The following is a 26,579-nucleotide window of genomic DNA, read 5'->3' on the forward strand; positions in this document are numbered from 1 at the left end:
CGAACCCCTCACCCCTCCAAGCCTGATGCCATCAGCGCGACCAGGACGTCCGCTGCCAGTTCCTGAGCCTCATCGCCGATCTCCGTGTAATAGAGGAGCCCGTCCAGGGCGACGGCCCGGCACCAGGCCGAGATCTCCGGAACCGGGATCCGGGATATCCGCGACGCGATCGCCATGCGGTGGAAAGTCGCCTGACCGAGGTCGTAATAGACGCTCCAGAACGCCCAGTCGTATACGGCGTCACCGACCATCGGATGCGGATCGATGAGCCGGGCGTTCCGCCGGGCATCAAAGATCACGTTCTCCCGGTAGAGATCGGCATGGAGAACCGTCGTACGAGCGGGCGACTCCCTGAGCGCCTGAAGCTCGGGCATTGCCTCACGTACGAGCCACTCTCGCCGCCCGAGATCGAGGGTCACCACCCGTCTGGCAACACGCGGCAGCACCGTGTGCTGGAGATGATCTCCCAGCCGAGGGAGCGCTGGTCGGCCCTGCTTCGCACCAACCGCATGGAGCCCCTGGATCACCGCGGCCACCATCTGGACTTCCCGCTCGGGCCTGGCCGTGCCGCCCGGCCTGCCGCCCACCAGTTCCATCGAGGCCACCGACAGGTCATCCGCACTCTCAATGACATCCGCCGTCGGGCCACCGCCCCACAGACGCAGCGCGGTGACCTCGTCGCGGTAGCGGGAAGATTCGTACCAGGCTTTGAGCAGGACGGGGGTGTCCTGGCTATCTCTGGCCACGGCGACCACCGAGGAATGCCCCGCGTCGTAGTAGCCCCGCAACGTCAGCTTCCATCGCTCGGCTGCCTCCTCCAGGAGCTGCGGGGCAGCGTCGAGCCACTCACCGGCACCGGGACCGTAGTGAGCCAGAAGTCGGTCCCGTGCTCCCGGGAGGACGCTGCCGAGCGATCGTGCCGTCATCAGCTCAGCACCATCCCGTCCGAGACGAGCTCGTCGGTCAGAGCAGGGAACTCGTCCATGGCCTCGTTGACGAGTGCCTGCACCTTGTCGACCTCCACATCAGCCGACGAGAGCCGCACCAGAATGCGCCACGGCTGGTCGAGCCGCTGCCCGGTCGTGCTGACAAGGTGGACCTCGGCGTGCTCACCCGTGGCCTCGTGCAGCCGGTGCGCCAGCCGCTGCGCCGCGATGTTGTAGAGCTTGCCGACGTGGTAGACGGGGTTCTTGCCGTTGGCGCCCTCCAGGTTCATAGGTCGCAGCGGCGTGATCAGACCGTTGACCCGATTCCCCCGGCCGACGACTCCCTCGTCCCCGGATTCGATTGAGCTGCCGGTGTAGGTGAGGTACAGCTCGTCCTTCTCGGGGACGTCACGGGCGTTGAGCCGGAAGCCGACCGTGACACCGGGCAGCCGGAGCGCGGCCATGCGGTGGCACTCGTCGAGCACGGTCTCGGTGTTGCGGATGTACTCCGCCCGGCTCGCGACGTGTCGTGATTTCTGGGGGACGCACAATACGGCGTCGGCTTGCTCCCCGTCCCAGTAGCCCATGAGCTTGACGTCGGAGCCGCACCAGGGGTGGGCGCGGGTGAAGTCGCTGTCGCCGGAGAAGTGGTCCACGAGCTCCCGTACGAACGACTCGAAGGCGTTCTCCGGTGCCCATCCCGTCCCCAGCGACGTGTCGTTCGACAGCCGTATCCGCCGCTCGCGCAGGTCCGCGATCGAGCGCGGGTTGAACCACCGCGTTCGGTCGGGGACTGCGTCACCGGTGAGTACGGCTCCGGGGCTGGAGTTGCTGGTGATGTTGAAGACGATGTCGAGGTGGTCCGAGACCTCGGGGAGCCGCTCGGCGAAGAACGCCCGGATCTCGGTCTCGACGATCTCGGTGACGGGGATGCGCTCACCGCCACACATGGGCGCCGCCCTGCCGTTGACCAGAACCCGGACGGGCGCGGTCATACCCCCACCGCCGTACCGGACCTCGCTGGCGCCCCCGAGCAGGGCGAGCTTGTCGAAGTTGTGGTGGAGGACAGCGCCGAAGTGGCGCACGGTGTACCGGCTGTAGGCCCGGGACAGCCTCTCGGCCAGATGGTCGGCGAGGGTGTCGGGGTGACCGAGCCCCTTGCGCTCCACGATCGTGGTCGCGTCGGGCCGGGCTGTACCGGTTTCGATCACCAGGTGGCTGTTGCCGAAGGTCGTGCTCGTGCGGGGCATGGACGTGCTCCCATCTCAAGGTCGACGGCTGAGCGGCTGATGACGAGTGAAGCCGTCTGGCGATCGGGCGGGAACGTTTCTAGGGGGTTTCTCTCGGAGCTGAGGGCTCTCATGCGCACGTCGGCGTGGGTAATCTCCCCATCACTGCACGGAGTTGACGGGAGACATGTCGTGGCTGGTGAGTCGTTAGCAATGCACCCACTGACCTTCGTCCGCCAGTCGAGCGGATGGGGGAAGGCCGAGCTCGCCCGACTCATGCAGGCGCGAGGGAAGGAACTGGGCGTCCCTCTGGCGACCAACCGCACCACCGTGTGGAAGTGGGAGCAGGGCCAAGAACCGGACGCCGACGCTCAGCGCGTCCTCGCCGACCTGCTGTGCGTTCCGCACGAACGGGCCCAGGCGGAAGGATGGCCGCGCTGGCTTCCCGTATGGGAGGTCACCGGGCTTACTGTTCCCTGGACAGAGGCCGGTACCGTCGAGGCACTGGCTGACCTGGTGGGGAGTGGCCGCATGGACCGTCGAGTTTTTCTGACCATCACCGGTGCCGCTCTGACGGGGCTTGCAGCGAGCTGGGCCGAGGCGCCCTCCGCCTTCGCATCCGCCCTCAACGGAGATCGAGTCACCGACACGATGGTCTCGACGATCGAGCAGCGCATCAGTACATTGCGCACGCTCGACGACCAACTCGGGGGAGCCCGACTCCTGGAGCAGGCTCGCGGCGACCTCGCCCTGATCACCAGTCTCCTGAGTGCCGGCCGATACACGGACAAGATCCGCACCCGTCTCTACGCGCTGGCTGCTCGCGTATCGCATCTGACCGGCTGGATGGCTTACGACGCAGGGCTGCGCTCCGCGGGACAGCGGTACTACGTCGGGGCCATGCGCAGCGCCCGCACCGCCGGCGACGACGCCTTCGGGGCCTTCGTCCTGGCGGAGATGGGCGTCCACGTCTCCGAGGCCGGACGGACCGCCGAGCGAGTCGATCTCATCTCGACCGCCATCGACAACGCGCCACGAACGCTGTCGCCCTACACCCAATCCTTCCTCTACCTGCACAAAGCCGAGGCGCTTTCCCGCGACGGCGATCACCAGAGGGCAGGTACGGCGCTCAACCGCGCCGCTTCCCTCTGGGAGCGCCACACCGTGGAGGAAAACCCCGACTGGCTCGACTGGTTCGGCGAGGCGCAACTGAAGTCGACCGAGGGCAAAGTCCTGTTGCGCGCAGGACAGTTGGAGCGCGCGACGAGCTCACTGGAGACCTCCGTCAAGAAGGCCGCCCCTCGCGACAAGGCTGTACGATCCGCCCGTCTGGCCGAAGCCCGTCTCGCTGGCAACGACCTGGACGGAGCCCTTGACGCCGCCAACTATGGCGCCGAGCTCCTCGAAGACAAGGTCAGCTCCGTGCGCGCCAAGGACCGCCTGAAGGAGTTTTCCGAGCAGCTTCACCCCCACAAGTCCGTCCCGGCCGTCCGTGAATTCCGCGAGCGCCTCCAGGCGTTGCCCGACGCGGCCTGATCGGTACGGGTTACGCGCCCCGAAAGAGCCCTCTCGGAACAGGTGGCTGAGATGCCAGGATGGACCGCATGACGACGATCAACGGTGAGGTCGCAGCCGGGTTCGAGCCAGTACGCGAAGCGTTCGCGGCGAACTTCGATCAACATGGGGACATCGGCGCGGCCGTGTGCGTTTACAAGGATGGCCTGCCGGTAGTGGACCTGTGGGGTGGGATAGGCGACCCCACCACCGGTCGTCCGTGGGAGCGGGACACCCTGCAACTGGTTTACTCGGCGACCAAGGGTGCAACGGCCACCGCAGCGCATTTGCTAGTCCAGCGAGGCGCGCTCGAACTGGACACCCCGGTGGCCAAGTACTGGCCGGAGTTCGCCGCGAATGGCAAGGCGGATATTCCGGTGCGGTGGCTGTTGTCCCACCAGGCCGGCTTGGTCGCGCTGGACCAACCGGTGCCGCTGGCCGATGCACTGGCCTGGCAGCCGATGGCGGACGCACTGGCCGCTCAACGTCCTCTGTGGACCCCCGGCACGGCTCACGGGTATCACGGCCGGACCTGGGGATGGTTGGTCGGCGAGGTTATCCGCCGAGTATCTGGCCGTACGCCAGGCCGTTTCTTCGCGGACGAGATCGCCGCCCCCCTGGGTCTGGACTTCTTCATCGGATTGCCGGCGAGCGAACGCGCCCGTGTCAGCCAGATGGTGTACCAGCAGCCCGAGATCGACCTCACCACGCTGCCCACGGAGTCGGTCCCCGAGGAGCTCCGCGAACAGGTCGCGGCCTGGCGCGACCCGAACTCATTCAGCAACAAGGCGTACCAGGTAACCGAGCCAGCTGCGATCGACTTCAACTCCCCCGAGGTGCAGGCCGCGGAACTCCCGGCCTCCAACGGCATCAGCACCGCACGCGGACTGGCGCGCATGTACGCCGCGGTAATCGGCGAGGTGGACGGCGTGCACTTGCTTACTCCGGAGACCCTCACATCGGCGGCCAAGGAGCAGGCCAGCGGAAGGGACCAGGTGTTGGTGGCGCCGAGCCGGTTCAGCTCCGGGTACATGCTGCCCACCGAGACCATCCCCATGATCGGCCCGAGCTCCTTCGGGCACACCGGCCGAGGCGGCTCACTCGGCTTCGCCGACCCGGAACACGGCATCGCGTTCGGCTACGCGATGAACAACATCATCGGAGGCCCTGACGATGTCCGTGCGGCGTTGCTGGTTGACGCGGTGCGAAGGTCACTGGCGTAACTGAGCACGGACGCGGCAGCTGTTCGCTCCATGGCCGGGCCGCGGGCAGCGATCCGGAGGGGGCGGCCAGTGCTCCGCGAGGAGCACAAGCTCGCTGTCAGTGCTCCCTGGCAAGCTGGCCACCGCCGCACCTCGTCGTCAGGAGGAGAAGCGTGATAGCCAACCTTGGACCAATGTCCGTCAATCGCCGCAGCGGTAGCGAGCCGATACACGCCAATGGCAAGACGGTCGGTGTGCTCGCCGACTTCTGGAGCTGGGCATGGTCAGACCTGGCCAACAACACCAAGCGTGGCATTCTTGCCGAGTACCTCGTCGCTACCGCACTAAACGCCGCCACCGGCACCCGCACCGAATGGGAGAGCGTGGATATTCACACGCCCGAAGGGTGGCGCGTCGAAGTGAAGTCAGCGGCCTACTTGCAGTCGTGGGCGCAGTCCAAGCCGTCGAACATCAAGTTCCGCATCGCTCCGGCTTCCGGCTGGGAGCATCAGACCGGCCGCGCCTCACCCCAGGTACGGCGTCGCTCGGAAATCTACGTCTTCTGCCTGCTGCATCACCAAGACAAGGAAACCCTCGACCCTTTGGACCTCGACTAGTGGACCTTCTACGTCCTGCCTAGCCACATCCTTGACGAGCGATGCCCGAGCCAAAAGACTATTGCGCTCTCCATCCTTGAACGACTCAATCCGCTCCAGACCGACTTCACAGGTCTTCCCAAGGCTGTCGCCGCCTGCGCCGACGACGCCCAGTAACCCTCGCGGAGCGACGGCTCACTCCGCGCGACGCTCCTTGCCGACAGCATTCGCCCGATCGGATGCTCACCGATTTTGCCCGATCCCTGGACACTTCACGAGCCACTGGGCTGAGCCCATCGCCAGTCCAACAGTCGGCTCTGTGCTCGGTTCCGCGGTCGTCCTGGGACGAAGGCCATAACCTTTTCTCCGGCTTCCACCAAGGTCCTCGAATTTGCCGTCTACGTCTGGAACAGATTGCGGAGTAAGTACCCATCCCGAACTGGAAGTCGAAGAAAAGCGGATCTGGTGCCCAGTACAGTTGATACGCATGCCTTGGAAGAGCGGCACGAGGGAGTAACTCCTGTGCCCGCTTGGAGACGCGACGAGCCGCTCCGTGTTCATACCAGAGATCAGCTCGCAGACGCTGAGGCCAGCGTCCTGGAACTCCAACTCGGGCGTGTCTACAAGCGGGCCCGTCAAGGAGAGTCGTACCAGGATGGCGAACTCGACCCCGTTCTCTCCGAAGAGATCGACAGGTGGAGCAATCTAGTAGCCAAGAAACGCAAGGCAGATGAGACCTCGTTCTCCATCTCCATCAAAGCCTCCCGGAAGGGCGAGGCTCAGGCCGGCCTCATTTCCCGGCTGTTCGGACGCGAAGACTCTCCATCTGAGCAAGCCTCCCCGCCCCGGAGATGGCGACACCTAGGCGCAGATCATCCACGCCGACATCGTTGAGGACGGCCATGCCGAGTAAGTACGCAACCGAGACGGCGACGTGGAACGACACTTACGTAGATCCGGGGAACTCAGAGAAGCCCTGCCCAGCTGCCGAGGTCGCTACTCACAGATAGACGCCTGTGTCGAATGGGAGGGTAACGGAACTGTGATCGAGGAGCACTAAGCGGGTTGGACGAAGTCGAGTGCTGATTCCTGTGAGCGCCAGGGAGCGCACCTGTATGGGGCGAGAGGAGCCAGCACGGGGCCTCCCCCAAAGCCGCTTACCTGTTCACATTCCAGATAGGTACGGTTTCGTCACTGCTGGCGATGGCGAGGGTTTTACCGTCGTGGCTGAATGCCACCGATTCGGCGAAGCGGGTGTGGCCGGTGAGGGTGGCGATGGTCTTCCAGGTAGCCACGTCCCATAACTGCACCGGGTCGTCGTAGCCGCCAGCGGTGGTGGCCAGCGTTTTGCCGTCGTGGCTGAACGCCAACGATGACACACCGTCGTCGACCTTGAGGGTGGCGATAGTCTTCCTGGTCGCCACGTCCCATAACTGCACCCCGTCGTAGGGGCTGCCGGTGGCGAGGGTCTTGCCGTCGGGGCTGAACGCCAACGATCTCGCCTGGTCGACGTTGAGGGTGGCGGTCCTCTTCCTTGTGGCCACATCCCACAACCACACGGTGCCGTTGTCGCGATCGGTGGCGAGAGTCTTACCGTCAGGGCTGAACGCCGCTATGCGGTCGCCGTTGGTGTAGTCGTCGTTGAAAGTGGCGGTGATCTTCCTTGTCGCCACATCCCACAACCGCATCTCCATGTGGCCGGTGGCGAGGGTCTTGCCATCGGGGCTGAACGCCATAGACGGGCCGCTATCAGCGTCGGTGAGTGTGGCCGTGGTCCTCCTGGTCGGCACGTCCCACAACCGCACCGTGTTGTCGGCACTGCCGGTGGCGAGGATCTTGCCATCGGGGCTGAACGCCACCGAATCGACGCGGTCGGTGTGGCCGGTGAGGGTGGCGATGGTCTTCCAGGTAGCCACGTCCCACAACCGTGCCGTGTGGTCGCTGCTGCCAGTGGCGAGAGTTTCGCCGTCGGGACTGAACGCCACCGATCCAACGGGGCCGGTGTGGCCGGTGAGGATGACAGTCGGGCCGTTGTCTAACAGCAGGACTGCTGAGGCCACACCACCCGCCAGTGCCGCTACTCCGAGAACGCCGACGAGCACGGTCCGCCGGGATAGCGCCACTGGAGCGGCGGGGACGCGTTCACTGCTGTTCTCCGAGGCGGAAAGTGGGGTGGTCGGCACCCGCTCCGCGGATGCTTGAGAGCTCGGGAGCCCCGGGGGCACCGATGGCGAAGGGGCCTGTTGCGCAGAGTGCCCGTGGGCGGTCTCAGCTGGGACACCGCTCCGAGATGGACCGCTCGAGCCCAGGGACGGTTGCCGCACGGCTTCATCTGCGAGCGGCACCGCAGGGACAGCCTCATCTGCGCTTGTCGCAGACGGGCCCAGGACTCCCTCGGAGTGCGTCGGAGGCTCGACTGTGCGGGCGACAGGCTCTGCGGGAGGATCCGCCGGGGTGACAGGAACTGCCGAACTTCGGCCCTCCACAGTCCGTGCCAGGACAGTCGGCATCCAATCCGAGTCGAACACACTCCCCGCGTCATGTAACCCCATATGGCTCGACACGGCCAGCTGCTCCAACAGGCCGGCTATGGAAGGACGTTGAGCGGGATGCTTAGCCAGGCACCGAGCCACCAGCTCACGAAGTCGCTCAGGGATACCGGCCAGGTCCGGCTCCTCGTGCACGATACGGAACATCAGGCCCTGCACCGGCCCTCCGCCGAACGGCGCTTCTCCACACGAGGCAAAGGCCAGCACGGCCCCCAGGGAGAACACATCACTCGGTGTCCCGATCGGCTCGCCGGTCAACTGCTCCGGAGACATGAACCCCGGTGTGCCCACCACTCCACCCGTACGCGTTAAGGCACTCGCTTCGGTCGTGAGCGAGATGCCAAAGTCGATCACCCGTGGCCCGTCCGCGGACAGTAGGACGTTGGACGGTTTCAAATCCCGATGGATCACTCCAGCGGCGTGGATCGCCTCCAGCGCCTCTGCCAGACCAGCGCCCAAGGCGGCCACCGCGGTCTCCGGCAAAGGCCCGTGCTCGACGACCGTCTCCGACAACGCCACGCCTGGCACGTACACCGTCGCCAGCCAGGCCACGTCACCGTCGGGATCGGCGTCGACCACCCCTGCGGTGAACAGACCGTTCACTCGCCGCGCTGCATCCACCTCACGGGCGAACCGCCGCCGAAAGCCGCGCTCTTCGGCGAGCTCCGGCCGGACCACCTTCACCGCTACCAGCCGACCACCCTTCGAGCGCCCCAGGTAGACACGGCCCATCCCACCCGCACCCAACCGGCCCACGACCCGGTACGGCCCGATCTCCGCCGGATCGGACGGCTCCAACCTCGTTATCCCACCCACACTTACATGCTGCCGTACCTATGCAGCATCTCGCACCCCATTGGTTGATCTCGGCGAGTTCAACTCCCCATGGAGGTAGACACGTTGACGGAAGGATGACGATGGTGAAGATCCTGACAGTGCAGTTGAACTCCGAGCAGCAAGCCGAGGTGCGTCGGCGGCTGGTCGGCATGATGCAACACAGAACGAGCAGCGACGGCAACGAACCCGCATCCAAGGATCAGCAGCGAACTTCGTAAACCCGCTTAGGTGCACAGAGGGGCCCGGTTCTTCGGACCCCTCTTTTCGTCAGGTCGGGGCTTACGCTGGCGCCTCCTTCTGTCAGCTTCGATCAGGCTGTGACAATCCAGGGGTCAGACAAGATGTGAACCTCCAGAAATGAAGAAGCCCCCACCGTCAGATGATGGTGGGGGCTGCATGAGGGTAGATAACACTTTTCTAAGCGTCCGCCATAGCGTTCCCGTGTTCGAACGAGAAACGGGAGTCGAGATGGCGAACGAGAATCCACAGCCCGCGGAACAACAGTGCTGGGACAACTTCTGGACCGTCATCGCCCACGCGGCGCTCGAACGACAGAAGAGGTGGGAGCAGGGGCAGCAACCCCCACTCCCGCCTCTCAGTGACGCCGTTTAATCGGCTTCATCCGAAGGATGGACCGGAGAGGGCGGAGCGAGTCTGTCGTGCTCCTCCGCCCACAGTGGAACCACGCGAATTCGCGGCTTGCTGCGCCTCCTATCCCGGTACACCCAGAAGTGGGATATCACGGTCGACAAAGCCTGCCGCTTCCGTGAATACGTCATATGCTCCCACTCCTCAATCAAGCCGAGGAACCGGGCCTGCGCAGGACGCAGCGTAACTACCTTCCCGGACGAGCGCTCCAGGCGCTCCCGAGCCTCAGAGATCTCCGACTCGATCCGCTGCTTCTCCTCGACGTACTTATCCTCGTCGATGATCCCTTTCGTGTAGCCACGCACCAAACGCGATGACTCCTCGTCCAACTCCTTGAGCTGTTTAGCTACCTCTTCCTGCTCATCCGCTGAGCCCTTCAAGGCGAACTGGTCCCTCGCTGTGGCCATCTTCTCGTCGACCGATGCTGCGCCCTTGGCTTGCTGCGTCAACCAATCGAGTAGCTCCCGCTCGGCACGGGCGACACCAATTGACCCGCTGCCTGTACAGTCCTTATAGAGGGCCCCATGAGTGCAGCGGAAGTACACCGTGTGAGGATTTCGGTCTCCGTTAGGAAGCGGTGGGTACTGCTCGATACGCTCCTTGCCCCGGGAGAAGGCCCCCTCGTTGCGCCCGCAGACCGCATGCTTCCACTTCCCGCGTTCCCGAGTGATCTCGAAGAGACGCAGCCCCGTGCATCGAGCAAGACCAGAGATGCTGTACTTCGGGTCGTGGTGCGACTTGGGGAGTTGAGGAGAGCCGAAGCGCTTGGACAGATAGGTCAGCCAGAGAATCTCCCGTTCATTGGGGTCCTTGATGACAGGCTCATGCGCCCCGGTCACCCAGACATCGAAGTACTCCGGGCGCGAACTGCGGTAGTAGTTCTTCCTACCCTCTCGGACTACCTTCTTGTCCTGGAGGATCTTCTCCTTGGACCGCCAGCGAACCCAACCGAGGCTGAAGCCACTGTCCAGCCACTTGTACATCTGGGTAGGCGTGATCCGCTCTCCACTCTCCGTCCGATAGCCGCGTTCCCATAGGTCATCGCAGATGCGCTTCATCGGCTCGTTCTGGAACGTGAAGCGCCGCCACACCTCGGCGAGCACATCCTTCGTGGCAGGATCCAGCTTCTGGATGCCCTCGCGGCACTCGTTGCACTTGTTGCGGCGCTCGCCTGGCTCATTCGGCGGGCACGTAAAACAGATCTTGTAACCGAACGTCTTGAACCCGCTGTGGGGGAGACCCTTCTTACGCCGGTACTTGTGGGCGGACTGCCAGTTCTCGCCGATCTGGTCGGATTGGAACTGCGCCCAGCCGAGCATCTGGGTGATCTGGAGACGGCCTACGCTCGTCCTACCGTCAAAGTCCTCCGTTGCGGCGCGGACATCCCCGCCTGCGTCGTAAATGCGCTGAATGTTGAGTAGCGACTGGAGGGTGTTACGTCCGAACCGGCTCCACTTCCAGAGAAGCACGACATCGATCAGGCGGGCTTCGACGTCTTCGACGAGCTTGTTGATCTGTCGCTCTTCGAACTCGCGACCGGATAGTCCGAGATCCTGGAGTGGCTCGGCTACCTGTTCGATGTTCTCGCGCTCTGCGAGGAGATCGATCTCGTCCTGTTGGATTTCCGGGCTGATCATGTCCCGGCGTTTCTTCGAGACGCGTATGTATCCACGTCCCTTTCGGCGCGGCTTGTCCCGCACGTCGACCATTCAGGTGCCCCTCGTGTGTCGTGATGATCCTTTTTCACACACACGTCGGCTTGGTAGTTAACTTGTGCCACCGACCAACATCGGCGCCATCTTCCGCAGCGCCGCGGCCCTCGGCATGGACGCCGTCCTGCTGTCCCCGGACTGCGCCGACCCGCTCTACCGCCGCTCGGTGAAGGTCTCCATGGGCGCGGTGTTCTCGGTCCCGTACGCCCGCCTGGAGAGCTGGCCGCGCGACCTGGCCGTCGTACGGGAGGCGGGCTTCAAGCTGCTCGCGCTGACCCCGGCCGAAGGGGCCACCGGCATCGACGAGATCGCCCCGCACACCCTCGAACGCGTCGCCCTGATGCTCGGCGCGGAGGGCGGCGGCCTGACCACGGGCGCCCTGCGCGCCGCCGACGAATGGGTCCGCATCCCCATGGCCCACGGCGTGGACTCCCTCAACGTAGGCGCCGCCGCCGCGGTCGCCTTCTACGCGGTCTCCACGCCCCGCCGGCCCCCGGAATAATCCCCCCACCCACGCCCGTTGTGGCCCCGCAGGGGGCCCACGCACCCCCTGCCGTCAGGGACGCTGGGCTCCGCCACCGGGCGTGCCGCCGCCGTCGTGCGACGCGACACTCACCGGCCGCTCCACACCCAGCCCGCGGGTCGGCCCCTGACACCCCTGGGCCGCCGCGATCCCGAGCGCCACCAGCAGCGTCACCACCACGAACACCACGACGCGCTGCCGCAGCAGCCGACGGTCCGGGCCCGGCCGCCGGCCGCCCGCGCCGGTGCGCACCGGGGTACGCGAACCGTTTCGCCCGGTGGGGCGGGAGGCCGGCCCCCGCCCGGTGTTCCGCCCGCCGGTCCGCGAGTTGGCCCCCGACGCCGGGCCCTGCGCCCGCGCCGCCCCGCCGCGGGACGCCGCGTCCCGGGACGCCGCCGGCCGGGCCGGCCGGGGACGCGGCGCGGGTGTGCCGTCCGCACCCCGCTCGGTCCGCTGGCGCGCGTACTCCTCGGCGCGCTGTCCGGTCGGACGCCCCGACGGCCGCCGCTCCGCGCGCTCCCAGCCGTCCCCGCCCCCCGAACCGTTCTCCCAGGCCCCGCCCGAGTGCCCGTGCGCCTCACGGGCCGCGATCTCCTTCAGCCGCAGCGACAGCGACAGCGTGCTGGGCCGGTCCGCCGGGTCCTTGGCGAGGCAGGCCGCGAGCAGCGGCGCCAGCGCGTCCGGCACCCCGGCCAGCTGCGCCTCCTCGTGGACCACGCGGTAGAGCATGACCTCCGAACTGCCCTGTCCGAACGGCGAGTCCGCGGTGCAGGCGTAGGCGAGCGTGGCGCCCAACGAGAAGATGTCGGTGGCCGGCGTCACCGCGGCGCCGCGCACCTGCTCCGGCGCCAGGAAGCCGGGCGACCCGACGGCCGTCCCGACGTGCGTCAACGTGCTGGCCCCGGTGGCCCAGGCGATGCCGAAGTCGATGATCCGCGGGCCCTTGGGCGACAGCAGGATGTTGGACGGCTTCAGGTCCCGGTGCACCACGCCCGCGTCATGGACGGCCAGCAGCCCCTCGGACAGCGCCGCGCCGATGGCGGCGACCTGCGCGGGGGAGAGCGGCCCCTCCTCGTTCACCTTGTCGTGCAGCGAGGGGCCGGGGACGTACTGGGTGGCGAACCACGGGCGGTCGGCGTCCAGGTCGGCCGCCACCAGCCGCGCCGTGCAGCCGCCGCGGATCCGCCGGGCGGCCGAGACCTCGCGGGCGAACCGCGACCGGAATTCCTGATCCTCCGCCAGATCCGGCCGGATCACCTTCAGGGCCACCCGCTGCCCGCGCTTGTCCGAGCCGAGGTAGACCACGCCCATCCCGCCCGCGCCGAGCCGGCGGTGCAGTCGGAACGAGCCGACGACACGCGGGTCCTCGCGTCGGAGCCGCATCATCGCCATGTCCGTCCCCTGCCTGCGGTGGGGAGGCCCCACTCCGCTCAACCGTCTGACGTGGCACAGCTTACGGATTGCCGGCTCGCTGTGCTGAGAGGCCGCGCATGCGTCGGCAACCGGATTACCCGCGGCCGTCCCGATCCCCGCCGCACGGAAGGAAATCGGCCCGCCCCCCGGCCTCGCTACCCGCACCGCCCCCCAATGATCCCTTTCCCAAGGGAGTTTGACGGTGCGAAAGGTGCGGGGGCGGCGCGGGCCTCGGATCCCGCGCGCCCCACCCCGCGGCGGGGGCGGCCGGCCGCGGGGGAGCGCCCCGAGTGATCGAAGTCACCGTTTCGACACCCTTGCGCCCGGCAAACCCGATACCCGCCGTCGCGCCGCCCACCTGCGCCGTGCGCCCCTGTCAGGGATCTCTCCGGGCCCCGCCCCCGTTCTCTCCACCCAGGGGAGTACTCCGGGCCCCCTCCCGTCATCCTCCCGGAGGCCCGCCAAGCGGTACGACGGCATGACGCCCGCTACCCCCACGCCCGCCTAGGCTTGAGGTCAAGCGGCGGGTGCAGCACTCGTCCCCCGAGGTCAGACGCCCGCCGCCCTGGAACACGACAGGAGCAGAAGGATGGCGGACAGTACGGGGCGGACGGCCCTCCGGACGCGGGGCCGCGAGGCCACCACCGCGCTCGGCGGCAGCCGGCCCGCCGGCACCCGCCATCCCCTCATAGCGGTCGCCATGGTGCTGCCGCTGGTGTTCCTCCTGGCCGTGGTCTTCGGCGGCTGGGAGGCCGTCGTCACACAGGCGTCGTCCGTGGTCGGAATGCTGGGGCGCTGAGCGGCGCCCCGGTCCTGGGAGAGCGGCCCGGGACGGGGACTTCCGGCCGAAACCCCGTGGGGACGGGGGTGCGGCGGACGGCACGAGTGGCCGGGCATCTGGGGAGATGCCCGGCCATCGGGCTTTCGGGAACCGCCCGTCGGGCCTGTCGGGAACTGCCTCGCCGCCTGGGGGAGTTGGCCGCCGCAATGCGGTGACACAAACGACCGAGGGCCGGAGCTGCTGCTCCGGCCCTCGGGCTTCGGTGTGGACGATACTGGGATTGAACCAGTGACCTCTTCCGTGTCAGGGAAGCGCTCTCCCGCTGAGCTAATCGTCCTCGGGACCGCGGATCTCAAAGATCACCGCGGGTACTGCGTGCGCGATACTGGGATTGAACCAGTGACCTCTTCCGTGTCAGGGAAGCGCTCTCCCGCTGAGCTAATCGCGCGGGGATCCGGCGTTACCGGATCAGTGGACGATACTGGGATTGAACCAGTGACCTCTTCCGTGTCAGGGAAGCGCTCTCCCGCTGAGCTAATCGTCCTTGGAGGTGGAGACGGGATTTGAACCCGTGTAGACGGCTTTGCAGGCCGTTGCCTCGCCTCTCGGCCACTCCACCAGGAGTGTGTGCAGGGGGTTCGGGATGATCCCCCACATCGAGCGGACGACGAGACTCGAACTCGCGACATCCACCTTGGCAAGGTGGTGCTCTACCAACTGAGCTACGTCCGCGGGCGGCTCTCCCTGACTAGGTCGGGAAGCTACCTGGCCTCCGGGGCGCTTCCGCGTCCCGGCGACGTGTTGAACTCTAGCGGATTCCTGGGCCAGTACAAAAACGCGTTTGTGCAGCGTGCTGCGGTGCTCGGTCGGCCCGGGCGATCGAGGGTGCCCCGCCATAGACTCACTGACGTGCACGATTTCGCTCCGATGGCCCGCTTCGGCGGCCTGATAGCCACCGACCTGCGCGATGTGACCAGCGATCCGGCGGCACTGGATTCCGCGGGCTGGTGGGCGGTGACCGCCGACTTCGAGGGGGGCGTGGTCTGCGCCCGCTTCGGCGACGTACGCCCCGCCACCGCCGCGGACGCCCCGGCGCCCGGCGCCTGGCGCGGCCCCGCCCCGGCCGACTGGCGCAGCTCGCTGGACCGCGCCGCCTATACGGAAGGCGTCCGGCGCATCCGGGCCCACATCGCGGCCGGCACGGTCTATCAGGTGAACCTCTGCCGGGTCCTGACCGCGCCGTTGCCCGACCCCGAGCGCGCCGACGTGGACGCGCTCTCCGCGGTCCTGGCGCACGGCAACCCCGCGCCCTACGCAGGAACGATTCGTTTGCCCGGTCACGGCGTCGAGATCGCGACCGCCTCCCCGGAGCTCTTCCTGCGCCGGGACGGCCGCACCGTCGAGTCCGGTCCCATCAAGGGGACCGGCCGCATCGCCGCGGACCTCTCGGAGAAGGACCGGGCGGAGAACGTGATGATCGTTGACCTGGTCCGCAACGACCTCGGGCGGGTCTGCGCCAGCGGCTCGGTGACCGTCCCCGCCCTGTGCGCGGTGGAGGAGCACCCCGGCCTGGTCCACCTCGTCTCCACCGTGCGCGGTGAACTGGCCGAGGCACACGAGAAGACGGCGTGGGCCGATCTGCTCGGTGCCACCTTCCCGCCCGGGTCGGTCACCGGAGCCCCCAAGTCCAGCGCGCTGCGGATCATCGACGAGTTGGAGACCGCCCCGCGCGGTCCGTACTGCGGCGGCATCGGCTGGGTGGACGCCGACCGCCGTACCGGCTGGCTCAACGTCGGCATCCGCACGTTCTGGATCGACCGCGCCACCGCCGAGGGGCCGGTGCTCCGCTTCGGCGCGGGGGCCGGGATCATCTGGGACTCGGACCCGGAGCGGGAGTGGGCGGAGACCGAGTTGAAGGCGCGGCGGCTGCTGGCGGTAGCGTCAGGTGAGCACGAAGTGACGGAAGGACCCAAGCGATGAAGATCTGGCTCGACGGGGAACTGCGGGACGCCGAGGGCGCCCGCGTCTCGGTCTTCGACCACGGCCTCACGGTCGGCGACGGGGTCTTCGAGACGATCAAGGCCGAGCGGGGGCGGGCCTTCGCCCTCACCCGCCACCTGGAGCGCCTGGCCACCTCCGCCCGCGGGCTCGGCCTGCCCGAACCCGACCTGGACGAGGTGCGGCGCGGCTGCACGGCCGTCCTGGACGCCAACCCGATGCCGCTGGGCCGGCTGCGGATCACCTACACCGGCGGCGTCTCGCCGCTCGGCTCGGATCGCGGCGAGGCCGGCCCGACCCTGGTCGTCGCCGTCTCCGCGACCAGCCGGCGGCCGGACACCACCGCCGCCGTCACGGTCCCCTGGACCCGCAACGAGCGCGGCGCCCTCGCCGGCCTGAAGAGCACGTCGTACGGCGAGAACGTGGTCGCCCTGGCCCGCGCCCGCGAACAGGGCGCCTCCGAGGCGCTGTTCGCCAACACCACCGGCGCGCTCTGCGAGGGCACCGGCTCCAACGTCTTCGTCGTCCTCGACGGCGAACTGCACACCCCGCCGCTGGCCGCCGGCTGCCTGGCCGGCATCACCCGTGCCCTGACCGTCGCCTGGGCCGGCGCCAAGGAGACCGACCTGCCGCTGGACGTCCTGGAGAGCGCCGAGGAGATCTTCCTGACCTCCACGTTGCGCGACGTCCAGGCCGTGACCCGGATCGACGGCCGCCAACTCGCCGACGAGCCGGGCCCGGTGACCGCCGAGGCGATGCGGATCTTCGACCGGGAGTCGGCCGCGGACTTCGACCCGCGCTGAGGGTGACGGGCCTGCGGGCGGGCGAGTAGAAAGTCCTTCGTGACCACTACGCTGCGCCCTGCGGGCCCCGAAGTACGACACGACGACGGCCGCCGGTCCCGCCCCTACGACATCTGCGTCAACAGCCGCCGGGTCGGCGGGATCCAGCTGGCCACGGACGCCCGCTTCGGGCCCACCGCCGGCCGGATCGAGGCCCTGCACGTCGAGGCCCCCGACCGGCACCGGGGCCGCGCCACGGTCGCCGCGCTGGCCGCCGAGGAGGTGCTGCGCGGCTGGGGCTGCCGACAGATCGAACTGACCGTGCCCACGGACGCCGAGGCCGCGGTGCGGCTCTCGGCGGCGCTGGGCTACACCGAACGAGGCCGGATCATGACCCGGGCCCTCACCCTCCCGGGCGGGCTCCCCGACGGCAGCGTCGACCGGCCGATGTCCCAGGACGGGTACCCGGCCTGGCGGGACGCCGCGATCGCCGAGCGCGTCCGGCAGCAGACCGCCGAGGGGATGTCCCGCGAACGCGCCGAGGCGACCGTGCCCGCCGAGCACGCGGCACTGCTCCCCGAGGGCGCGGCCACCCCCGGTCACGTCCTGCGGGTCCTCGCCCACGAGGGCACCGACGTCGGCACCCTGTGGCTCGCGCTGCGGCTCCCCGGGCAGCCCGGCGGGTACGTGATGGACGTGCGGGTGGCGCCCGAGCGTCGTGGCGAGGGACACGGCCGCAGCCTGATGCTCGTCGCCGAACGGGAGACCCTGGCCGCGGGCCGCTCCTCGCTGGCGCTCAACGTCCACGCGGACAACGCCGCGGCGCTGGGTCTGTACCGCTCGCTGGGCTACCGGACCACCGCGTACCGGATGTGGAAGCCGATCCTCTGACCCGCTCCACCGACCGGCCCGCGGGGGCCTGACGGGCCCGACCGGGGCGGGCGGCCGGGCCGCGGTCGCGTCAGCCGGCGGCGGGGTCCGGCCCGGCCAGCAGCCGCTCGGCGATCTCCTCGATACGGGCGCGCAGCCCCTCCTGGCTCTTGCCGCCGTCCAGCCGCTCGCCGCCGATCTCGTACGTCGGGGTGCCGGTCACCCCGATCGCCTTGCCCTCGGCCTCGTCCGCGTCCACCGCCAGCAGATGCCGCCCGTCGACCAGCGCGGTGTCGATCTCCTCGGCGTCCAGCCCCAGCTCCCCGGCGACGTCGAGCAGCACCTTCTCGCCGTGCTTGCCGAGCTCCGCGGTCCGCGCCAGCAACGCCTCGATGTACGGCCAGCCCTGCCCCTGTTCGGCGGCCTCCTCGGCGGCCTGTGCGGCCGCGTAGGCGTGCTTGTGCTTGGCCAGCGGGAAGTGCCGCAGCCGGATCTCCAGCCGGTCGCCGAAGCGCTCGCGCAGCGCCCGTACGTCCGCGAGGGCGGTGGCACAGTCCGGGCACTGCAGATCGCACCACACGTCGAGGACGGGGCTGACAGGGCGGTCGGGGCTGACGGGACTGGTGGGGCCGGAGGCGGCGGCGTCGTTCATACGGCCAGTCTTCCAGCCCGCCGCCCTGGGGAGGAAACCCGGACCTGCGGAGGAGAGCGACCCGGAGATCTCCCTGAGGTCCTGGCCCGGACGTGGCCTGTGCGGGGTCGGAGGGGGCAGGATGGAGGGGAGCGCGGAACGCCCGCTCGCCCATGGGACCGGCAGGAGGACCGGATGCTGACCTCGACAGTCTGTGCCGCGGTGTCGGCAGCGGGCCTGGGTATCGCCGCGCTGACCGCCTATCGCAAGCGTTTCCTGGCCGCGACCCGGATCGCCGCCTTCGCCCTGATCCCGATCGGCCTGGTCATGACGGGCGTCATCGACTGGGTCACCAGCATCGTCTTCAAGCCCACGGTCTGGGCCGGGTTCGGGGTGCTCGCGCTCTCCGCGGGGCTGTTCGCGATCAGCAGGCTGGTGGAGCGGCGCCGCGGGATAGCCGGTCGCAAGGAGCGCCGGGCCGCGGCGGGTTCTGGGGCGCCGGCGGTGGCGCCGGCCGCCTCCGCACCGTCCCTCGGCCCCGGCCGGAAGGCCCCGAAGAGCACCCCCGCGCCGAGCGCGGGCAGCGCTCCCAAGGATGACTTCTCGGACATCGAAGCGATCCTGAAAAAACACGGGATCTGATGAACTCCCGCTGCTGAGCGGCCTCTTGCGGCTTCCGGGACGATCATCTGCGCGATGATGCGCGCGAGATGAACGATGAGTGCGCCCTCGCCCAAGACGACGCCCCGTCCCCCGAGCCACGCGGTTGCCTGTTCGCGCTGTCCCAGCCGCCGCTGATGCTCTTCCTAGCCGTGATCGGCCTACTGCTCCTCCTAGGCGCGGTACACGACCTCTACATCCTCTGAGGTCCGCACGGGCCGGGTGCGGACCCGGCCCGTCGGTCACCGTGCGACCGCGGGCCGTACCCGCCGCGGTCGCTCAGCCCGCCGCCTCCCGCCGCCGTGCGCGGTACGCCGCGACGTGCAGCCGGTTCCCGCAGGTCCGGCTGTCGCAGTAGCGCCGCGAGCGGTTGCGGGAGAGGTCGACGAAGGCGTGCCGGCAGTCCGGCGCCTCGCAGCGCCGCAGCCGCTCGCGCTCCCCGGCGACGAGGATGAAGGACAGCGCCATCCCGCCGTCCGCGGCCAGGTGGTCGGCGACCGAGGCGCCCGGCGCGAAGTAGTGGACGTGCCAGTCGTAGCCGTCGTGGTCGGTCAGTCGCGGGGTGGTGCCCGCCGAGGCGACCAGCGTGTTCAGCCGTGCGGCGGCGGCGCGGTCGTCGCCGGCGGCGAAGACCTCCGCGAACCGCGCCCGGACGGCCCGTACGGCCGCCAGGTCGTCCGGGCCGAGGGATCCGACGTCGCTGACGTCGTTGCGCCGGACGAACTCCGCGAGGGACGCGAGGTCGGTCAGGCTGTCCGGGGCGCCGGGGGAGTCGCCCTCGGGGGCGGTGTTCAGCAGATCGACGACCGCGTCCAGCGCGCACCGGGTGTCATGGGTGATCATCACGGTTCCGCTCCCTGGCCGGGTGGGGTCGGCCGCTGCCGCCCCGGTGTCGTTGGCGAATGGTCGCCGACTCTAGCGCCTGGGACAAGCCTCGGCGCCGTCCCCGCGGTGGGTCCGCGGCGACGGCGCCGAAGTGTGCCGTGTGAACTTGTCGGTCCTGCGCCGTCTCCCCGAGTCGGACGGTCGCAAGTGTGAGCGGGTGGATGCGGTGGGTGTGCGTGCTGCGTCTCAGCTCTCCGCCAGGATGTGGGAGAGCTCGGTGTCGAGGTCGAAATGCCGGTGTTCCGTACCGGGCGGTACGGCGGCATCCGTCCGCTTGAGGAACGATTCCAATGCCCGCGCCGGCGCCTCCAGGAGGGCTTCCCCCTCCGGGGAGCTCAGGGCGATGCAGACGACGCCCTGTCCGTGGCTCCGGGACGGCCACACGCGGACGTCTCCGGTGCCCGTGGGCCGATGCAGGCCCTCGGCGAGGAGGTCGCGGGCGAAGACCCACTCAACCGTTTCCTCGGCTCCGGTGTGGAAGGTGGCGTGCACGGCATACGGATCGGCCGTGTCATACCGCAGGCCCGCGGGTACAGGCAGTGAGGACTCGCTCGACACAACGAGGCGCAGGTGCAGCTCGCAGCTGACCGTGGTGTTCATAAGCGCCAGGGCCTTTCGCTCAGTGTGCGCTCGGGGATTCGCACGTCGGCGAAATCGACATGCCACCTACGGTGCCGTTGTAAACCCCTCTGACGGTTTTGTGTGGCTTCAGGTACCTCTTACGGCGGATTGCGCGAGCGTCCTCGGTGGTGAGTTCGGCCAGGCGAACATGCCGGTCGCATAGGCGATACGAATACGCAGAGTAATGGAGCGGGGAGCGCTTCGCGACGATCTCGGGCGGTTCGGCGTGCCGGGCGTCGGGGGCCGGTGCATGGCGCACGGCCGGGTGCCCGGTGCGTGCCGGGTGGAGATCGGCGATGCCGCGACGGTGGTCAGGAGCGCCCCCGACGTGCGGTAATGTTGTCGATGCGCCCGGGCGATTAGCTCAGTGGGAGAGCGCTTCGTTCACACCGAAGAGGTCACTGGTTCGAACCCAGTATCGCCCACCCCGGACGACGGCCCGGAGACTTCAAGTCTCCGGGCCGTTGCGGTTGTTGGGCCGTTCCCGGGCGGCGGGGGCGCACACTGGGATCATGCCCGACTCGTCAGGTCGATCGTGCCGTCTGCACCGCTACCGCTTCCGTAGCGTCTGGCTGCTGCCTGCCCCGCCCGCCGTCGTCTACGCGGTACTGGGGCGTGCCGAGGCGTATCCCCGCTGGTGGCCGCAGGTGCGCGAGGTCGTCCCGCTCGACGATCGCAGCGGCACCGCGCGGTTCCGGTCCTTCCTGCCGTACGAGCTGACCGTGGTGGCGACCGAGACCCTGCGGGATCCGGCGGCCCGGGTGCTGGAAATAGGGATGCGCGGGGACCTGGCCGGCTGGGCGCGCTGGACGGTCATGCCGGGGGAGGGCGGTACGCGGGCCGTCTTCGAGCAGGAGGTGGAGGTCCGCAAGCCGGTGCTGCGGCGCTGGGCGCTGCTGGGGCGGCCGGTGTTCCGGGTCAATCACGCGCTGATGATGCGGGCCGGGCGGCGCGGTCTGAGGGCCTGGCTGGCCCGCGGCTGAGGGCGGCGGGACAGGAATTTGATGGAAGGGCGTGACGACCTGTATCGTTCAGGTCGTTCGCGGGGGAAACCCCGCCGACACCCGGGCGATTAGCTCAGTGGGAGAGCGCTTCGTTCACACCGAAGAGGTCACTGGTTCGAACCCAGTATCGCCCACCGGGATCGAGAACCGGGCCGCCAAAAGGCGGTCCGGTTCTTTTTGTTGGTCGGGTGCGGCCGTGATCCGGGGCGGGCGATTGCGCGGTCGACGGCGGTGGCCCGCGGGGAAGGCGCGGTGGGAATCCTGATGAGGGATCAGGCCGCGGAGGGGAGTTCCGGCCGCAGCGGCCAGTGCGGATCGACCGGCTCGGGGGAGCCGCTGCGGGCGAACCACGCCTGGAGGCCGCGGGCCTGGGCCGCGTGCCAGACCGCCTGCCGGGTGTGCAGCTCGGCCGGCTGCAGCCCCTCCAGCCGTTCGGCGAAGCGCAGGCCCAGCTCCCGGACCACCCGCAGCGCGGCCAGTGCGTCCGCCGCCGCCTCGTGGGCGTCGGTCAGCTCGACCTCGTAGTGCGCGCAGAGATCGGTGAGGGTGCGGCGGCCCTTGCGGTAGCGGTCCAGGTGCTTGTCCAGGACGCGCGGGTCGAGGACGTGCAGGGGGTACGCCCCCAGATAGGCGCTCAGCGAGCTGGCGCGGTGGCGCTTCAACTCCCGCTCCAGGAGCGTGAGATCGAACGGGGCGTTCATCACCACCAGCGGACGACCGGCCACCGCCTGGGCGGCCAGTGCGCGGGCCAACTCCTCCAGCACCGGCGCCGGCCAGCGGCCGTGCAGTGCGAGGTGATCGGCCGTGAGTCCGTGCACCGCGGTCGCGGCCTCGGGTATCTCCACCCCCGGGTTGATCAGCCAGCGGGTGATGCGCGGGGCGGCGCGCGGGGTCTCCTGGACGACCAGGGCGGCCGAGACGATGCGATCGCGCTCCACGTCGATGCCCGTCGTCTCGGTGTCGAAGGCGGCAAGTGGACCGTCATACCAGCGCGGCATCATCCAACTCCTCGCGGTCGTACGGGGGATGACGGTGCACGTCACCCGAGCTGGTGATACCCGAGACCAGGTCGGCTCGAACCGCCCTTGTTTGCGGCCGGTCTGACGCGGAGACAACCACAGTGACGGGCCGGCGCACACCGCGCGGCCCGGCGTCTCCCCCGCGCCGGGTCCCGCCCCGCCGCCCCGCCGCATCGATTCGGCACGGCCCGGAAGGCATCCCGCGATGACCCTCGCGCAGCCCGAACCGGGCGGGCTGTCCCCCGCAAGCGGGCGGTACCCCCGGCCCTCCCTCACCTCGCAGCGCGGTGGCCTGGCCACCACGGCCTGCATGGAAACCCTCCAGGTGGGCTACCTGCACGCGGTCGCCGCCGCCTCCGGGTGCTCGCTGGCCCAGCCCTTCCCGGACAACGGAATCGACTGGCACGTCAGCCACGCCGCGCCCGACCACGCCGTCGACGACGAGGTGACCATCAAGGTGCAGCTCAAGTGCACCTACCAGACCGCCCCGCGCCCGCCCGGGCCCACCTTCGCCTTCACGCTCGACAACGACCACCTGGTGAAGCTGGCCCGCACGCCGGTGGCGGTGCACAAGATCCTCGTCGTGATGCTCGTCCCGCGGGATCCGGATGACTGGCTGCGGGCCGGGCACGACCACCTCGAACTACGGCACTGCTGCTACTGGATCAACCTCGCCGGCCATCCGGTGACCGGCCGGCGCAGGACCACTGTGCGGATCCCGACCACGCGGATCTTCGACGACCGCGCGCTCCGCGAGATCATGACGCGGGTCGGGGCGGGAGGGAGGCCCTGATGGACCGGCCGATCGACGACTACGGCGCGCGGTCACCGGACCCCGCGCGACTCGACCCGGCGGTGCTCGGCGCCCTGCTGGCCCGGCACGGCTGGCGGCGCCGCGGCGGTCCGGCCGGCGACTACGCCCGCTGGATCCCGCCGGACGGGACGGGCGGCACCAGCCTGCTGGTGCCCCACGACCGACTCTTTCCGGACAGCGCCGAGCTGCTGGCCGAGGCGTTGGCGGCGCTGGAGCGGAGCGCCGCGCCCTCGGCCCGGGAGGTGCTGGTCGGGCTGGCGGTGCCCAGCGACGAGGTCCGCTGGGAGCGCGAGGTGCCCGACGGCGGTCCCGGCACCGCGCACTGGGTGGCGCAGGAGCAGCTGCGCGGCGCGGCCCGAGCCCTGCTGACCGCCGGCGCGCTGGGCAGCTACTCCCGGGCCGGCTTCTACGGCGCCCGGCACAAGCGGCGGGCCGAGGGGTTCCTGGGCCAGGTGCTGGTCGGCCCGGCGCCGGCGGGGCGGCACCTGGCCGCGTTCGTCCCCGTACCGGCCGGGCGGGACGTGGTCGCCGGGCTCCAGCGGGCGCTGCACGCGGCCCGGGACGCCACCGACTACCAGCGGGCCACCGGCGGCATGGAGGCGTTCGACGCGGCGGTCGGGCTGGGCGTCTGCCACGAGCTGGCGCAGGCGCTGATCGCGCTGGTGCGGGGCGCGGAGGGGGTGCGGATCAGCATCGCCTGGTCGCCCGCGGCCGGCGCCCCGGCCGGCTCCGCGGCCCGCCCCGAACCGGTCGAGTTCTCCCCCGGCGACCTGCCCGCGCTCCAGCAGGCGGCCCGGCGCTACGTCCGCACCGAGCCGTCGCTGCCGGTGCGGGTGACCGGCACCGTCGTGCGGCTGCGCCGGGAACGGCCGGACGGCCCGGGGTCGGTGCGGCTGCGGGTGATCACCGGGGCGGACGTGGGGCAGGTGCGGGCCGCGCTGGAGGAGGAGGACTACCGCATCGCCGGGCACGCGCATCTGGCCGGGCTGCCGATCCGGGTCAGCGGCCGGCTGGAGAGCCGGGGCGGCTTCCGGCGGATCACCGGCGGCCGGGACGTCACCCCCGTACAGGTCGATCCGGCCGACCGCGACCGGCTGCTGAAGGCGCTCAGAGAGGAGCCCGGGGACGGGGGATTCGACGACGCCGACGAGGCGTGCGGCGGGTCGCCGGCGGACGCCTGAGCGGGCGGGGGCAATCCGTTTCGCGGTGCGGTCCTGCGGCTCGGTACGATTCGGGAGCGCAGCAAACGCTGACGCGAGTAAGACATGAGTCAGGAGAGACCGGTGTCAGACGTCCGTGTGACCGTCCAACGCGATTCCGAGCGGGAAGAACGCGTGGTGACCACGGGCACTACGGCCGCCGACCTCTTCCAGGGCGAGCGCAGCATCGTGGCCGCACGGGTGGCCGGCGAGCTGAAGGACCTCACCCACGAGCTGGCCGACGGCGACGAGGTCGAGCCCGTGGAGATCACCTCCGCGGACGGCCTGAACATCCTGCGGCACTCCGCCGCGCACGTGATGGCCCAGGCCGTGCAGGAGCTCTTCCCGGAGGCCAAGCTCGGCATCGGTCCGCCGATCAAGGACGGCTTCTACTACGACTTCGACGTCGAGAAGCCCTTCCACCCGGACGATCTCAAGCGCATCGAGAAGAAGATGCAGGAGATCCAGAAGCGCGGGCAGAAGTTCGCCCGCCGTGTGGTGTCCGACGACGAGGCCCGCGCCGAGCTGGTGGACGAGCCGTACAAGCTGGAGCTGATCGGCCTCAAGGGCTCCGCGGCGGACGCCGCCGAGGGCGCCTCCGCCGAGGTCGGCGCCGGCGAGCTGAGCATCTACGACAACCTCGACGCCAAGACCGGCGAGCTGTGCTGGAAGGACCTGTGCCGCGGCCCGCACCTGCCCAGCACCCGGCACATCCCGGTCTTCAAGCTGATGCGGTCCGCCGCCGCCTACTGGCGCGGCAGCGAGAAGAACCCGCAGCTCCAGCGCATCTACGGCACCGCCTGGCCGACCAAGGACGAGCTCAAGGCGTACCTGGACTTCCTCGCCGAGGCCGAGAAGCGCGACCACCGCAAGCTCGGTGCCGAGCTGGACCTCTTCTCCATCCCGGAGGAGCTGGGCTCCGGCCTCGCCGTCTTCCACCCCAAGGGCGGCGTCGTGCGCCGGGTGATGGAGGACTACTCCCGCAAGCGGCACGAGCTGTCGGACTACGAGTTCGTCAACACCCCGCACATCACCAAGGAAGCTCTCTTCGAGACCTCGGGGCACCTGCCGAACTACGGCGAGGCGATGTTCCCGCCGCTGGAGTTCGACGGGCAGAACTACCGCCTCAAGGCGATGAACTGCCCCATGCACAACCTGATCTTCAAGGCGCGCGGCCGGTCGTACCGCGAACTCCCGCTGCGCCTCTTCGAGTTCGGCACGGTCTACCGCTACGAGAAGTCGGGCGTCGTGCACGGCCTGACCCGCGCCCGCGGCTTCACCCAGGACGACTCGCACATCTACTGCACCAAGGAGCAGATGGCGGACGAGCTGGACAGCCTGCTCACCTTCGTCCTGGACCTGCTGCGCGACTACGGCCTGACCGACTTCGAGCTGGAACTGTCCACCCGCGACCCCGAGTCCGACAAGTTCATCGGCGAGGACGCGGAGTGGGAGGAGGCCACCGAGGCGCTGCGCCAGGCGGCCGAGAAGCAGGGGCTGCCGCTGGTCCCCGACCCGGGCGGCGCCGCGTTCTACGGGCCGAAGATCTCGGTGCAGGCGAAGGACGCCATCGGCAGGTCCTGGCAGATGTCGACGATCCAGGTCGACTTCCAGCAGCCCGCCCGCTTCGGCCTGGAGTACACCGCGGCGGACGGCTCCAAGCAGCAGCCTGTCATGATCCACCGGGCGCTGTTCGGCTCCATCGAGCGGTTCTTCGCGGTGCTGCTGGAGCACTACGCGGGTGCCTTCCCGGCGTGGCTGGCCCCGGTGCAGGCGACCTGCATCCCGATCGGCGACGCCCACGTCCCGTACCTGGAGGAGTTCGCCGCCCAGGCGAAGGCCAAGGGGCTGCGGGTCGAGGTGGACTCCTCCTCGGACCGGATGCAGAAGAAGATCCGGAACGCGCAGAAGGCCAAGGTGCCGTTCATGATCCTCGCCGGCGACGAGGACATGGCCGCAGGGGCGGTGTCGTTCCGCTACCGCGACGGTTCGCAGGAGAACGGGATCCCGCGCGAGCAGGCGATCGCCAAGCTGCTGGACGTGGTGGAGCGCCGCGTCCAGGTCTGACGCAGTCCAGGTGACGAGGGGCGGTCCCGGTGGGACCGCCCCTCGCCGCCTCCCCCGCC

At 69.3% G+C, this 26,579-nt stretch carries 23 protein-coding genes, 7 tRNA genes and 1 pseudogene; 17 read left to right on the forward strand and 14 right to left on the reverse strand.

The features are described 5' to 3' along the window. Window positions 1–8: 8 nt before the first annotated feature. Both MOV08_RS32970 and MOV08_RS32975 read right to left on the reverse strand, forming a co-directional pair. Window positions 9–926 (reverse strand): aminoglycoside phosphotransferase family protein, encoded by a 918-nt coding sequence (locus tag MOV08_RS32970; RefSeq protein ID WP_275309967.1) that lies wholly within the window; start codon window positions 924–926, stop codon window positions 9–11. Next, the gene (locus tag MOV08_RS32975) at window positions 926–2,176 is read right to left on the reverse strand and encodes a methionine adenosyltransferase (RefSeq protein ID WP_275309969.1); all 1,251 of its coding nucleotides are present in this window, start codon (window positions 2,174–2,176) and stop codon (window positions 926–928) included. The genes MOV08_RS32970 and MOV08_RS32975 overlap by 1 nt, the downstream gene beginning before the upstream one ends. A 192-nt stretch (window positions 2,177–2,368) precedes the next feature. On the opposite strand from MOV08_RS32975, the gene MOV08_RS32980 reads away from it, so the two are divergent. The 3 genes from MOV08_RS32980 (at window position 2,369) to MOV08_RS32990 (ending at window position 5,528) form a co-directional block, all read left to right on the forward strand. Beyond that, window positions 2,369–3,691: an NsdA family TPR-like regulatory protein gene (locus MOV08_RS32980; RefSeq protein WP_275309970.1), complete on the forward strand. Its 1,323-nt coding sequence runs from the start codon at window positions 2,369–2,371 to the stop codon at window positions 3,689–3,691. A gap of 68 nt (window positions 3,692–3,759) precedes the next feature. Continuing rightward, the gene (locus MOV08_RS32985; RefSeq protein ID WP_275309971.1) at window positions 3,760–4,932 is read left to right on the forward strand and encodes a serine hydrolase domain-containing protein; all 1,173 of its coding nucleotides are present in this window, start codon (window positions 3,760–3,762) and stop codon (window positions 4,930–4,932) included. A gap of 173 nt (window positions 4,933–5,105) precedes the next feature. Next, window positions 5,106–5,528, forward strand: a complete 423-nt coding sequence (locus tag MOV08_RS32990; protein WP_275309973.1) for a hypothetical protein — start codon at window positions 5,106–5,108, stop codon at window positions 5,526–5,528. A 1,136-nt stretch (window positions 5,529–6,664) separates the two neighbouring features. Here the strand turns inward: MOV08_RS32990 and MOV08_RS32995 are convergent. After that, a complete protein-coding gene (locus MOV08_RS32995) occupies window positions 6,665–8,854 on the reverse strand; it encodes a protein kinase domain-containing protein (RefSeq protein ID WP_275309974.1) in 2,190 nt (729 codons plus the stop codon). Window positions 8,855–8,973: 119 nt separating this feature from the next. Between MOV08_RS32995 and MOV08_RS33000 the strand changes: the two genes are divergently transcribed. Further along, a complete protein-coding gene (locus MOV08_RS33000; RefSeq protein ID WP_275309975.1) occupies window positions 8,974–9,111 on the forward strand; it encodes a hypothetical protein in 138 nt (45 codons plus the stop codon). Window positions 9,112–9,501: 390 nt separating this feature from the next. Here the strand turns inward: MOV08_RS33000 and MOV08_RS33005 are convergent, their stop codons facing one another. Then, window positions 9,502–11,250, reverse strand: coding sequence for a recombinase family protein (locus MOV08_RS33005; RefSeq protein ID WP_275309977.1), 1,749 nt, complete (start codon window positions 11,248–11,250; stop codon window positions 9,502–9,504). A 73-nt stretch (window positions 11,251–11,323) separates the two neighbouring features. Here MOV08_RS33005 and MOV08_RS33010 point away from each other — a divergent pair. Then, window positions 11,324–11,755 (forward strand): annotated as a pseudogene (locus MOV08_RS33010) (TrmH family RNA methyltransferase); the annotation flags it as partial. 54 nt (window positions 11,756–11,809) lie between these two features. On the opposite strand, the gene MOV08_RS33015 reads toward MOV08_RS33010, so the two are convergent. Continuing rightward, window positions 11,810–13,168, reverse strand: coding sequence for a serine/threonine-protein kinase (locus tag MOV08_RS33015; protein WP_275309978.1), 1,359 nt, complete (start codon window positions 13,166–13,168; stop codon window positions 11,810–11,812). A gap of 610 nt (window positions 13,169–13,778) precedes the next feature. Between MOV08_RS33015 and MOV08_RS33020 the strand changes: the two genes are divergently transcribed. Further along, window positions 13,779–13,988 carry a hypothetical protein gene (locus MOV08_RS33020; RefSeq protein WP_039637969.1) on the forward strand — a complete coding sequence of 70 codons (210 nt, stop codon included), beginning with the start codon at window positions 13,779–13,781 and terminating at the stop codon, window positions 13,986–13,988. A 247-nt stretch (window positions 13,989–14,235) separates the two neighbouring features. On the opposite strand, the gene MOV08_RS33025 is transcribed toward MOV08_RS33020, so the two are convergent. From MOV08_RS33025 to MOV08_RS33045, 5 genes are all read right to left on the reverse strand, one after another. Further along, window positions 14,236–14,307: transfer RNA gene (locus MOV08_RS33025), tRNA-Val, on the reverse strand. A gap of 39 nt (window positions 14,308–14,346) precedes the next feature. After that, window positions 14,347–14,418, reverse strand: a tRNA-Val gene (locus tag MOV08_RS33030). 24 nt (window positions 14,419–14,442) lie between these two features. Then, window positions 14,443–14,514 (reverse strand) — tRNA-Val (locus MOV08_RS33035). Between the two features lies 1 nt (window position 14,515). Next, a tRNA-Cys gene (locus MOV08_RS33040) sits at window positions 14,516–14,589 on the reverse strand. Between the two features lie 40 nt (window positions 14,590–14,629). Then, window positions 14,630–14,702, reverse strand: a tRNA-Gly gene (locus MOV08_RS33045). 177 nt (window positions 14,703–14,879) lie between these two features. On the opposite strand from MOV08_RS33045, the gene MOV08_RS33050 reads away from it, so the two are divergent. Genes MOV08_RS33050 through MOV08_RS33060 form a run of 3 tightly spaced genes read left to right on the forward strand, consistent with a single transcriptional unit; the run spans window position 14,880 to window position 17,641 of the window. Beyond that, the gene (locus tag MOV08_RS33050; RefSeq protein ID WP_275309979.1) at window positions 14,880–15,950 is read left to right on the forward strand and encodes a chorismate-binding protein; all 1,071 of its coding nucleotides are present in this window, start codon (window positions 14,880–14,882) and stop codon (window positions 15,948–15,950) included. After that, window positions 15,947–16,771, forward strand: coding sequence for an aminotransferase class IV (locus tag MOV08_RS33055; RefSeq protein WP_039637971.1), 825 nt, complete (start codon window positions 15,947–15,949; stop codon window positions 16,769–16,771). The genes MOV08_RS33050 and MOV08_RS33055 overlap by 4 nt, the downstream gene beginning before the upstream one ends. A 39-nt stretch (window positions 16,772–16,810) precedes the next feature. Continuing rightward, window positions 16,811–17,641 carry a GNAT family N-acetyltransferase gene (locus MOV08_RS33060; protein WP_275309980.1) on the forward strand — a complete coding sequence of 277 codons (831 nt, stop codon included), beginning with the start codon at window positions 16,811–16,813 and terminating at the stop codon, window positions 17,639–17,641. 70 nt (window positions 17,642–17,711) lie between these two features. Here MOV08_RS33060 and MOV08_RS33065 read toward each other — a convergent pair whose 3' ends face one another. Beyond that, window positions 17,712–18,272: a DsbA family protein gene (locus tag MOV08_RS33065; RefSeq protein ID WP_039637973.1), complete on the reverse strand. Its 561-nt coding sequence runs from the start codon at window positions 18,270–18,272 to the stop codon at window positions 17,712–17,714. 174 nt (window positions 18,273–18,446) lie between these two features. On the opposite strand from MOV08_RS33065, the gene MOV08_RS33070 reads away from it, so the two are divergent. Then, the gene (locus MOV08_RS33070; RefSeq protein WP_039637974.1) at window positions 18,447–18,893 is read left to right on the forward strand and encodes a hypothetical protein; all 447 of its coding nucleotides are present in this window, start codon (window positions 18,447–18,449) and stop codon (window positions 18,891–18,893) included. Window positions 18,894–18,961: 68 nt separating this feature from the next. Further along, window positions 18,962–19,117 carry a hypothetical protein gene (locus tag MOV08_RS33075; protein WP_167390759.1) on the forward strand — a complete coding sequence of 52 codons (156 nt, stop codon included), beginning with the start codon at window positions 18,962–18,964 and terminating at the stop codon, window positions 19,115–19,117. Between the two features lie 73 nt (window positions 19,118–19,190). Here the strand turns inward: MOV08_RS33075 and MOV08_RS33080 are convergent, their stop codons facing one another. Together MOV08_RS33080 and MOV08_RS33085 are read right to left on the reverse strand one after the other, a co-directional pair. After that, window positions 19,191–19,757: a CGNR zinc finger domain-containing protein gene (locus tag MOV08_RS33080; RefSeq protein WP_039637975.1), complete on the reverse strand. Its 567-nt coding sequence runs from the start codon at window positions 19,755–19,757 to the stop codon at window positions 19,191–19,193. 225 nt (window positions 19,758–19,982) lie between these two features. Beyond that, complete coding sequence (locus MOV08_RS33085) at window positions 19,983–20,396, reverse strand: SsgA family sporulation/cell division regulator (protein ID WP_003959770.1); 414 nt, start codon at window positions 20,394–20,396, stop codon at window positions 19,983–19,985. Window positions 20,397–20,770: 374 nt separating this feature from the next. On the opposite strand from MOV08_RS33085, the gene MOV08_RS33090 reads away from it, so the two are divergent. The 3 genes from MOV08_RS33090 to MOV08_RS33100 all read left to right on the forward strand — a co-directional run bounded on the left by MOV08_RS33090 (window position 20,771) and on the right by MOV08_RS33100 (window position 21,555). Further along, window positions 20,771–20,842, forward strand: a tRNA-Val gene (locus MOV08_RS33090). A gap of 87 nt (window positions 20,843–20,929) precedes the next feature. After that, window positions 20,930–21,400 (forward strand): SRPBCC family protein, encoded by a 471-nt coding sequence (locus MOV08_RS33095; protein ID WP_039637981.1) that lies wholly within the window; start codon window positions 20,930–20,932, stop codon window positions 21,398–21,400. Between the two features lie 83 nt (window positions 21,401–21,483). Continuing rightward, window positions 21,484–21,555, forward strand: a tRNA-Val gene (locus tag MOV08_RS33100). Between the two features lie 138 nt (window positions 21,556–21,693). Here the strand turns inward: MOV08_RS33100 and MOV08_RS33105 are convergent. Further along, window positions 21,694–22,419 (reverse strand): exonuclease domain-containing protein, encoded by a 726-nt coding sequence (locus MOV08_RS33105; RefSeq protein WP_039642092.1) that lies wholly within the window; start codon window positions 22,417–22,419, stop codon window positions 21,694–21,696. 226 nt (window positions 22,420–22,645) lie between these two features. Here MOV08_RS33105 and MOV08_RS33110 point away from each other — a divergent pair, with 226 nt between their 5' ends. The 3 genes from MOV08_RS33110 to thrS all read left to right on the forward strand — a co-directional run bounded on the left by MOV08_RS33110 (window position 22,646) and on the right by thrS (window position 26,520). Beyond that, complete coding sequence (locus MOV08_RS33110) at window positions 22,646–23,233, forward strand: DUF4365 domain-containing protein (RefSeq protein ID WP_039637982.1); 588 nt, start codon at window positions 22,646–22,648, stop codon at window positions 23,231–23,233. Continuing rightward, window positions 23,233–24,435 (forward strand): hypothetical protein, encoded by a 1,203-nt coding sequence (locus tag MOV08_RS33115; RefSeq protein ID WP_275309981.1) that lies wholly within the window; start codon window positions 23,233–23,235, stop codon window positions 24,433–24,435. The genes MOV08_RS33110 and MOV08_RS33115 overlap by 1 nt, the downstream gene beginning before the upstream one ends. Before the next feature lie 102 nt (window positions 24,436–24,537). After that, complete coding sequence (thrS, locus tag MOV08_RS33120; protein WP_275309982.1) at window positions 24,538–26,520, forward strand: threonine--tRNA ligase; 1,983 nt, start codon at window positions 24,538–24,540, stop codon at window positions 26,518–26,520. Window positions 26,521–26,579: the final 59 nt, after the last annotated feature.

Origin of the sequence: Streptomyces yunnanensis, assembly GCF_029011865.1 — a bacterium.
GTDB lineage: Bacteria > Actinomycetota > Actinomycetes > Streptomycetales > Streptomycetaceae > Streptomyces > Streptomyces yunnanensis.

Excerpts from the sequence above, each read along its gene's own strand:
- MOV08_RS32970 (WP_275309967.1), bottom strand. The coding sequence starts at position 926 with ATGACGGCACGATCGCTCGGCAGCGTCCTCCCGGGAGCACGGGACCGA.
- MOV08_RS32975 (WP_275309969.1), bottom strand. The coding sequence starts at position 2,176 with ATGCCCCGCACGAGCACGACCTTCGGCAACAGCCACCTGGTGATCGAA.
- MOV08_RS32980 (WP_275309970.1), top strand. The coding sequence starts at position 2,369 with ATGCACCCACTGACCTTCGTCCGCCAGTCGAGCGGATGGGGGAAGGCC.
- MOV08_RS32985 (WP_275309971.1), top strand. The coding sequence starts at position 3,760 with ATGACGACGATCAACGGTGAGGTCGCAGCCGGGTTCGAGCCAGTACGC.
- MOV08_RS32990 (WP_275309973.1), top strand. The coding sequence starts at position 5,106 with ATGTCCGTCAATCGCCGCAGCGGTAGCGAGCCGATACACGCCAATGGC.
- MOV08_RS33000 (WP_275309975.1), top strand. The coding sequence starts at position 8,974 with ATGGTGAAGATCCTGACAGTGCAGTTGAACTCCGAGCAGCAAGCCGAG.
- MOV08_RS33005 (WP_275309977.1), bottom strand. The coding sequence starts at position 11,250 with ATGGTCGACGTGCGGGACAAGCCGCGCCGAAAGGGACGTGGATACATA.
- MOV08_RS33015 (WP_275309978.1), bottom strand. The coding sequence starts at position 13,168 with ATGGCGATGATGCGGCTCCGACGCGAGGACCCGCGTGTCGTCGGCTCG.
- MOV08_RS33020 (WP_039637969.1), top strand. The coding sequence starts at position 13,779 with ATGGCGGACAGTACGGGGCGGACGGCCCTCCGGACGCGGGGCCGCGAG.
- MOV08_RS33055 (WP_039637971.1), top strand. The coding sequence starts at position 15,947 with ATGAAGATCTGGCTCGACGGGGAACTGCGGGACGCCGAGGGCGCCCGC.
- MOV08_RS33065 (WP_039637973.1), bottom strand. The coding sequence starts at position 18,272 with ATGAACGACGCCGCCGCCTCCGGCCCCACCAGTCCCGTCAGCCCCGAC.
- MOV08_RS33070 (WP_039637974.1), top strand. The coding sequence starts at position 18,447 with ATGCTGACCTCGACAGTCTGTGCCGCGGTGTCGGCAGCGGGCCTGGGT.
- MOV08_RS33075 (WP_167390759.1), top strand. The coding sequence starts at position 18,962 with ATGAACGATGAGTGCGCCCTCGCCCAAGACGACGCCCCGTCCCCCGAG.
- MOV08_RS33085 (WP_003959770.1), bottom strand. The coding sequence starts at position 20,396 with ATGAACACCACGGTCAGCTGCGAGCTGCACCTGCGCCTCGTTGTGTCG.
- MOV08_RS33095 (WP_039637981.1), top strand. The coding sequence starts at position 20,930 with ATGCCCGACTCGTCAGGTCGATCGTGCCGTCTGCACCGCTACCGCTTC.
- MOV08_RS33105 (WP_039642092.1), bottom strand. The coding sequence starts at position 22,419 with ATGCCGCGCTGGTATGACGGTCCACTTGCCGCCTTCGACACCGAGACG.
- MOV08_RS33110 (WP_039637982.1), top strand. The coding sequence starts at position 22,646 with ATGACCCTCGCGCAGCCCGAACCGGGCGGGCTGTCCCCCGCAAGCGGG.
- MOV08_RS33115 (WP_275309981.1), top strand. The coding sequence starts at position 23,233 with ATGGACCGGCCGATCGACGACTACGGCGCGCGGTCACCGGACCCCGCG.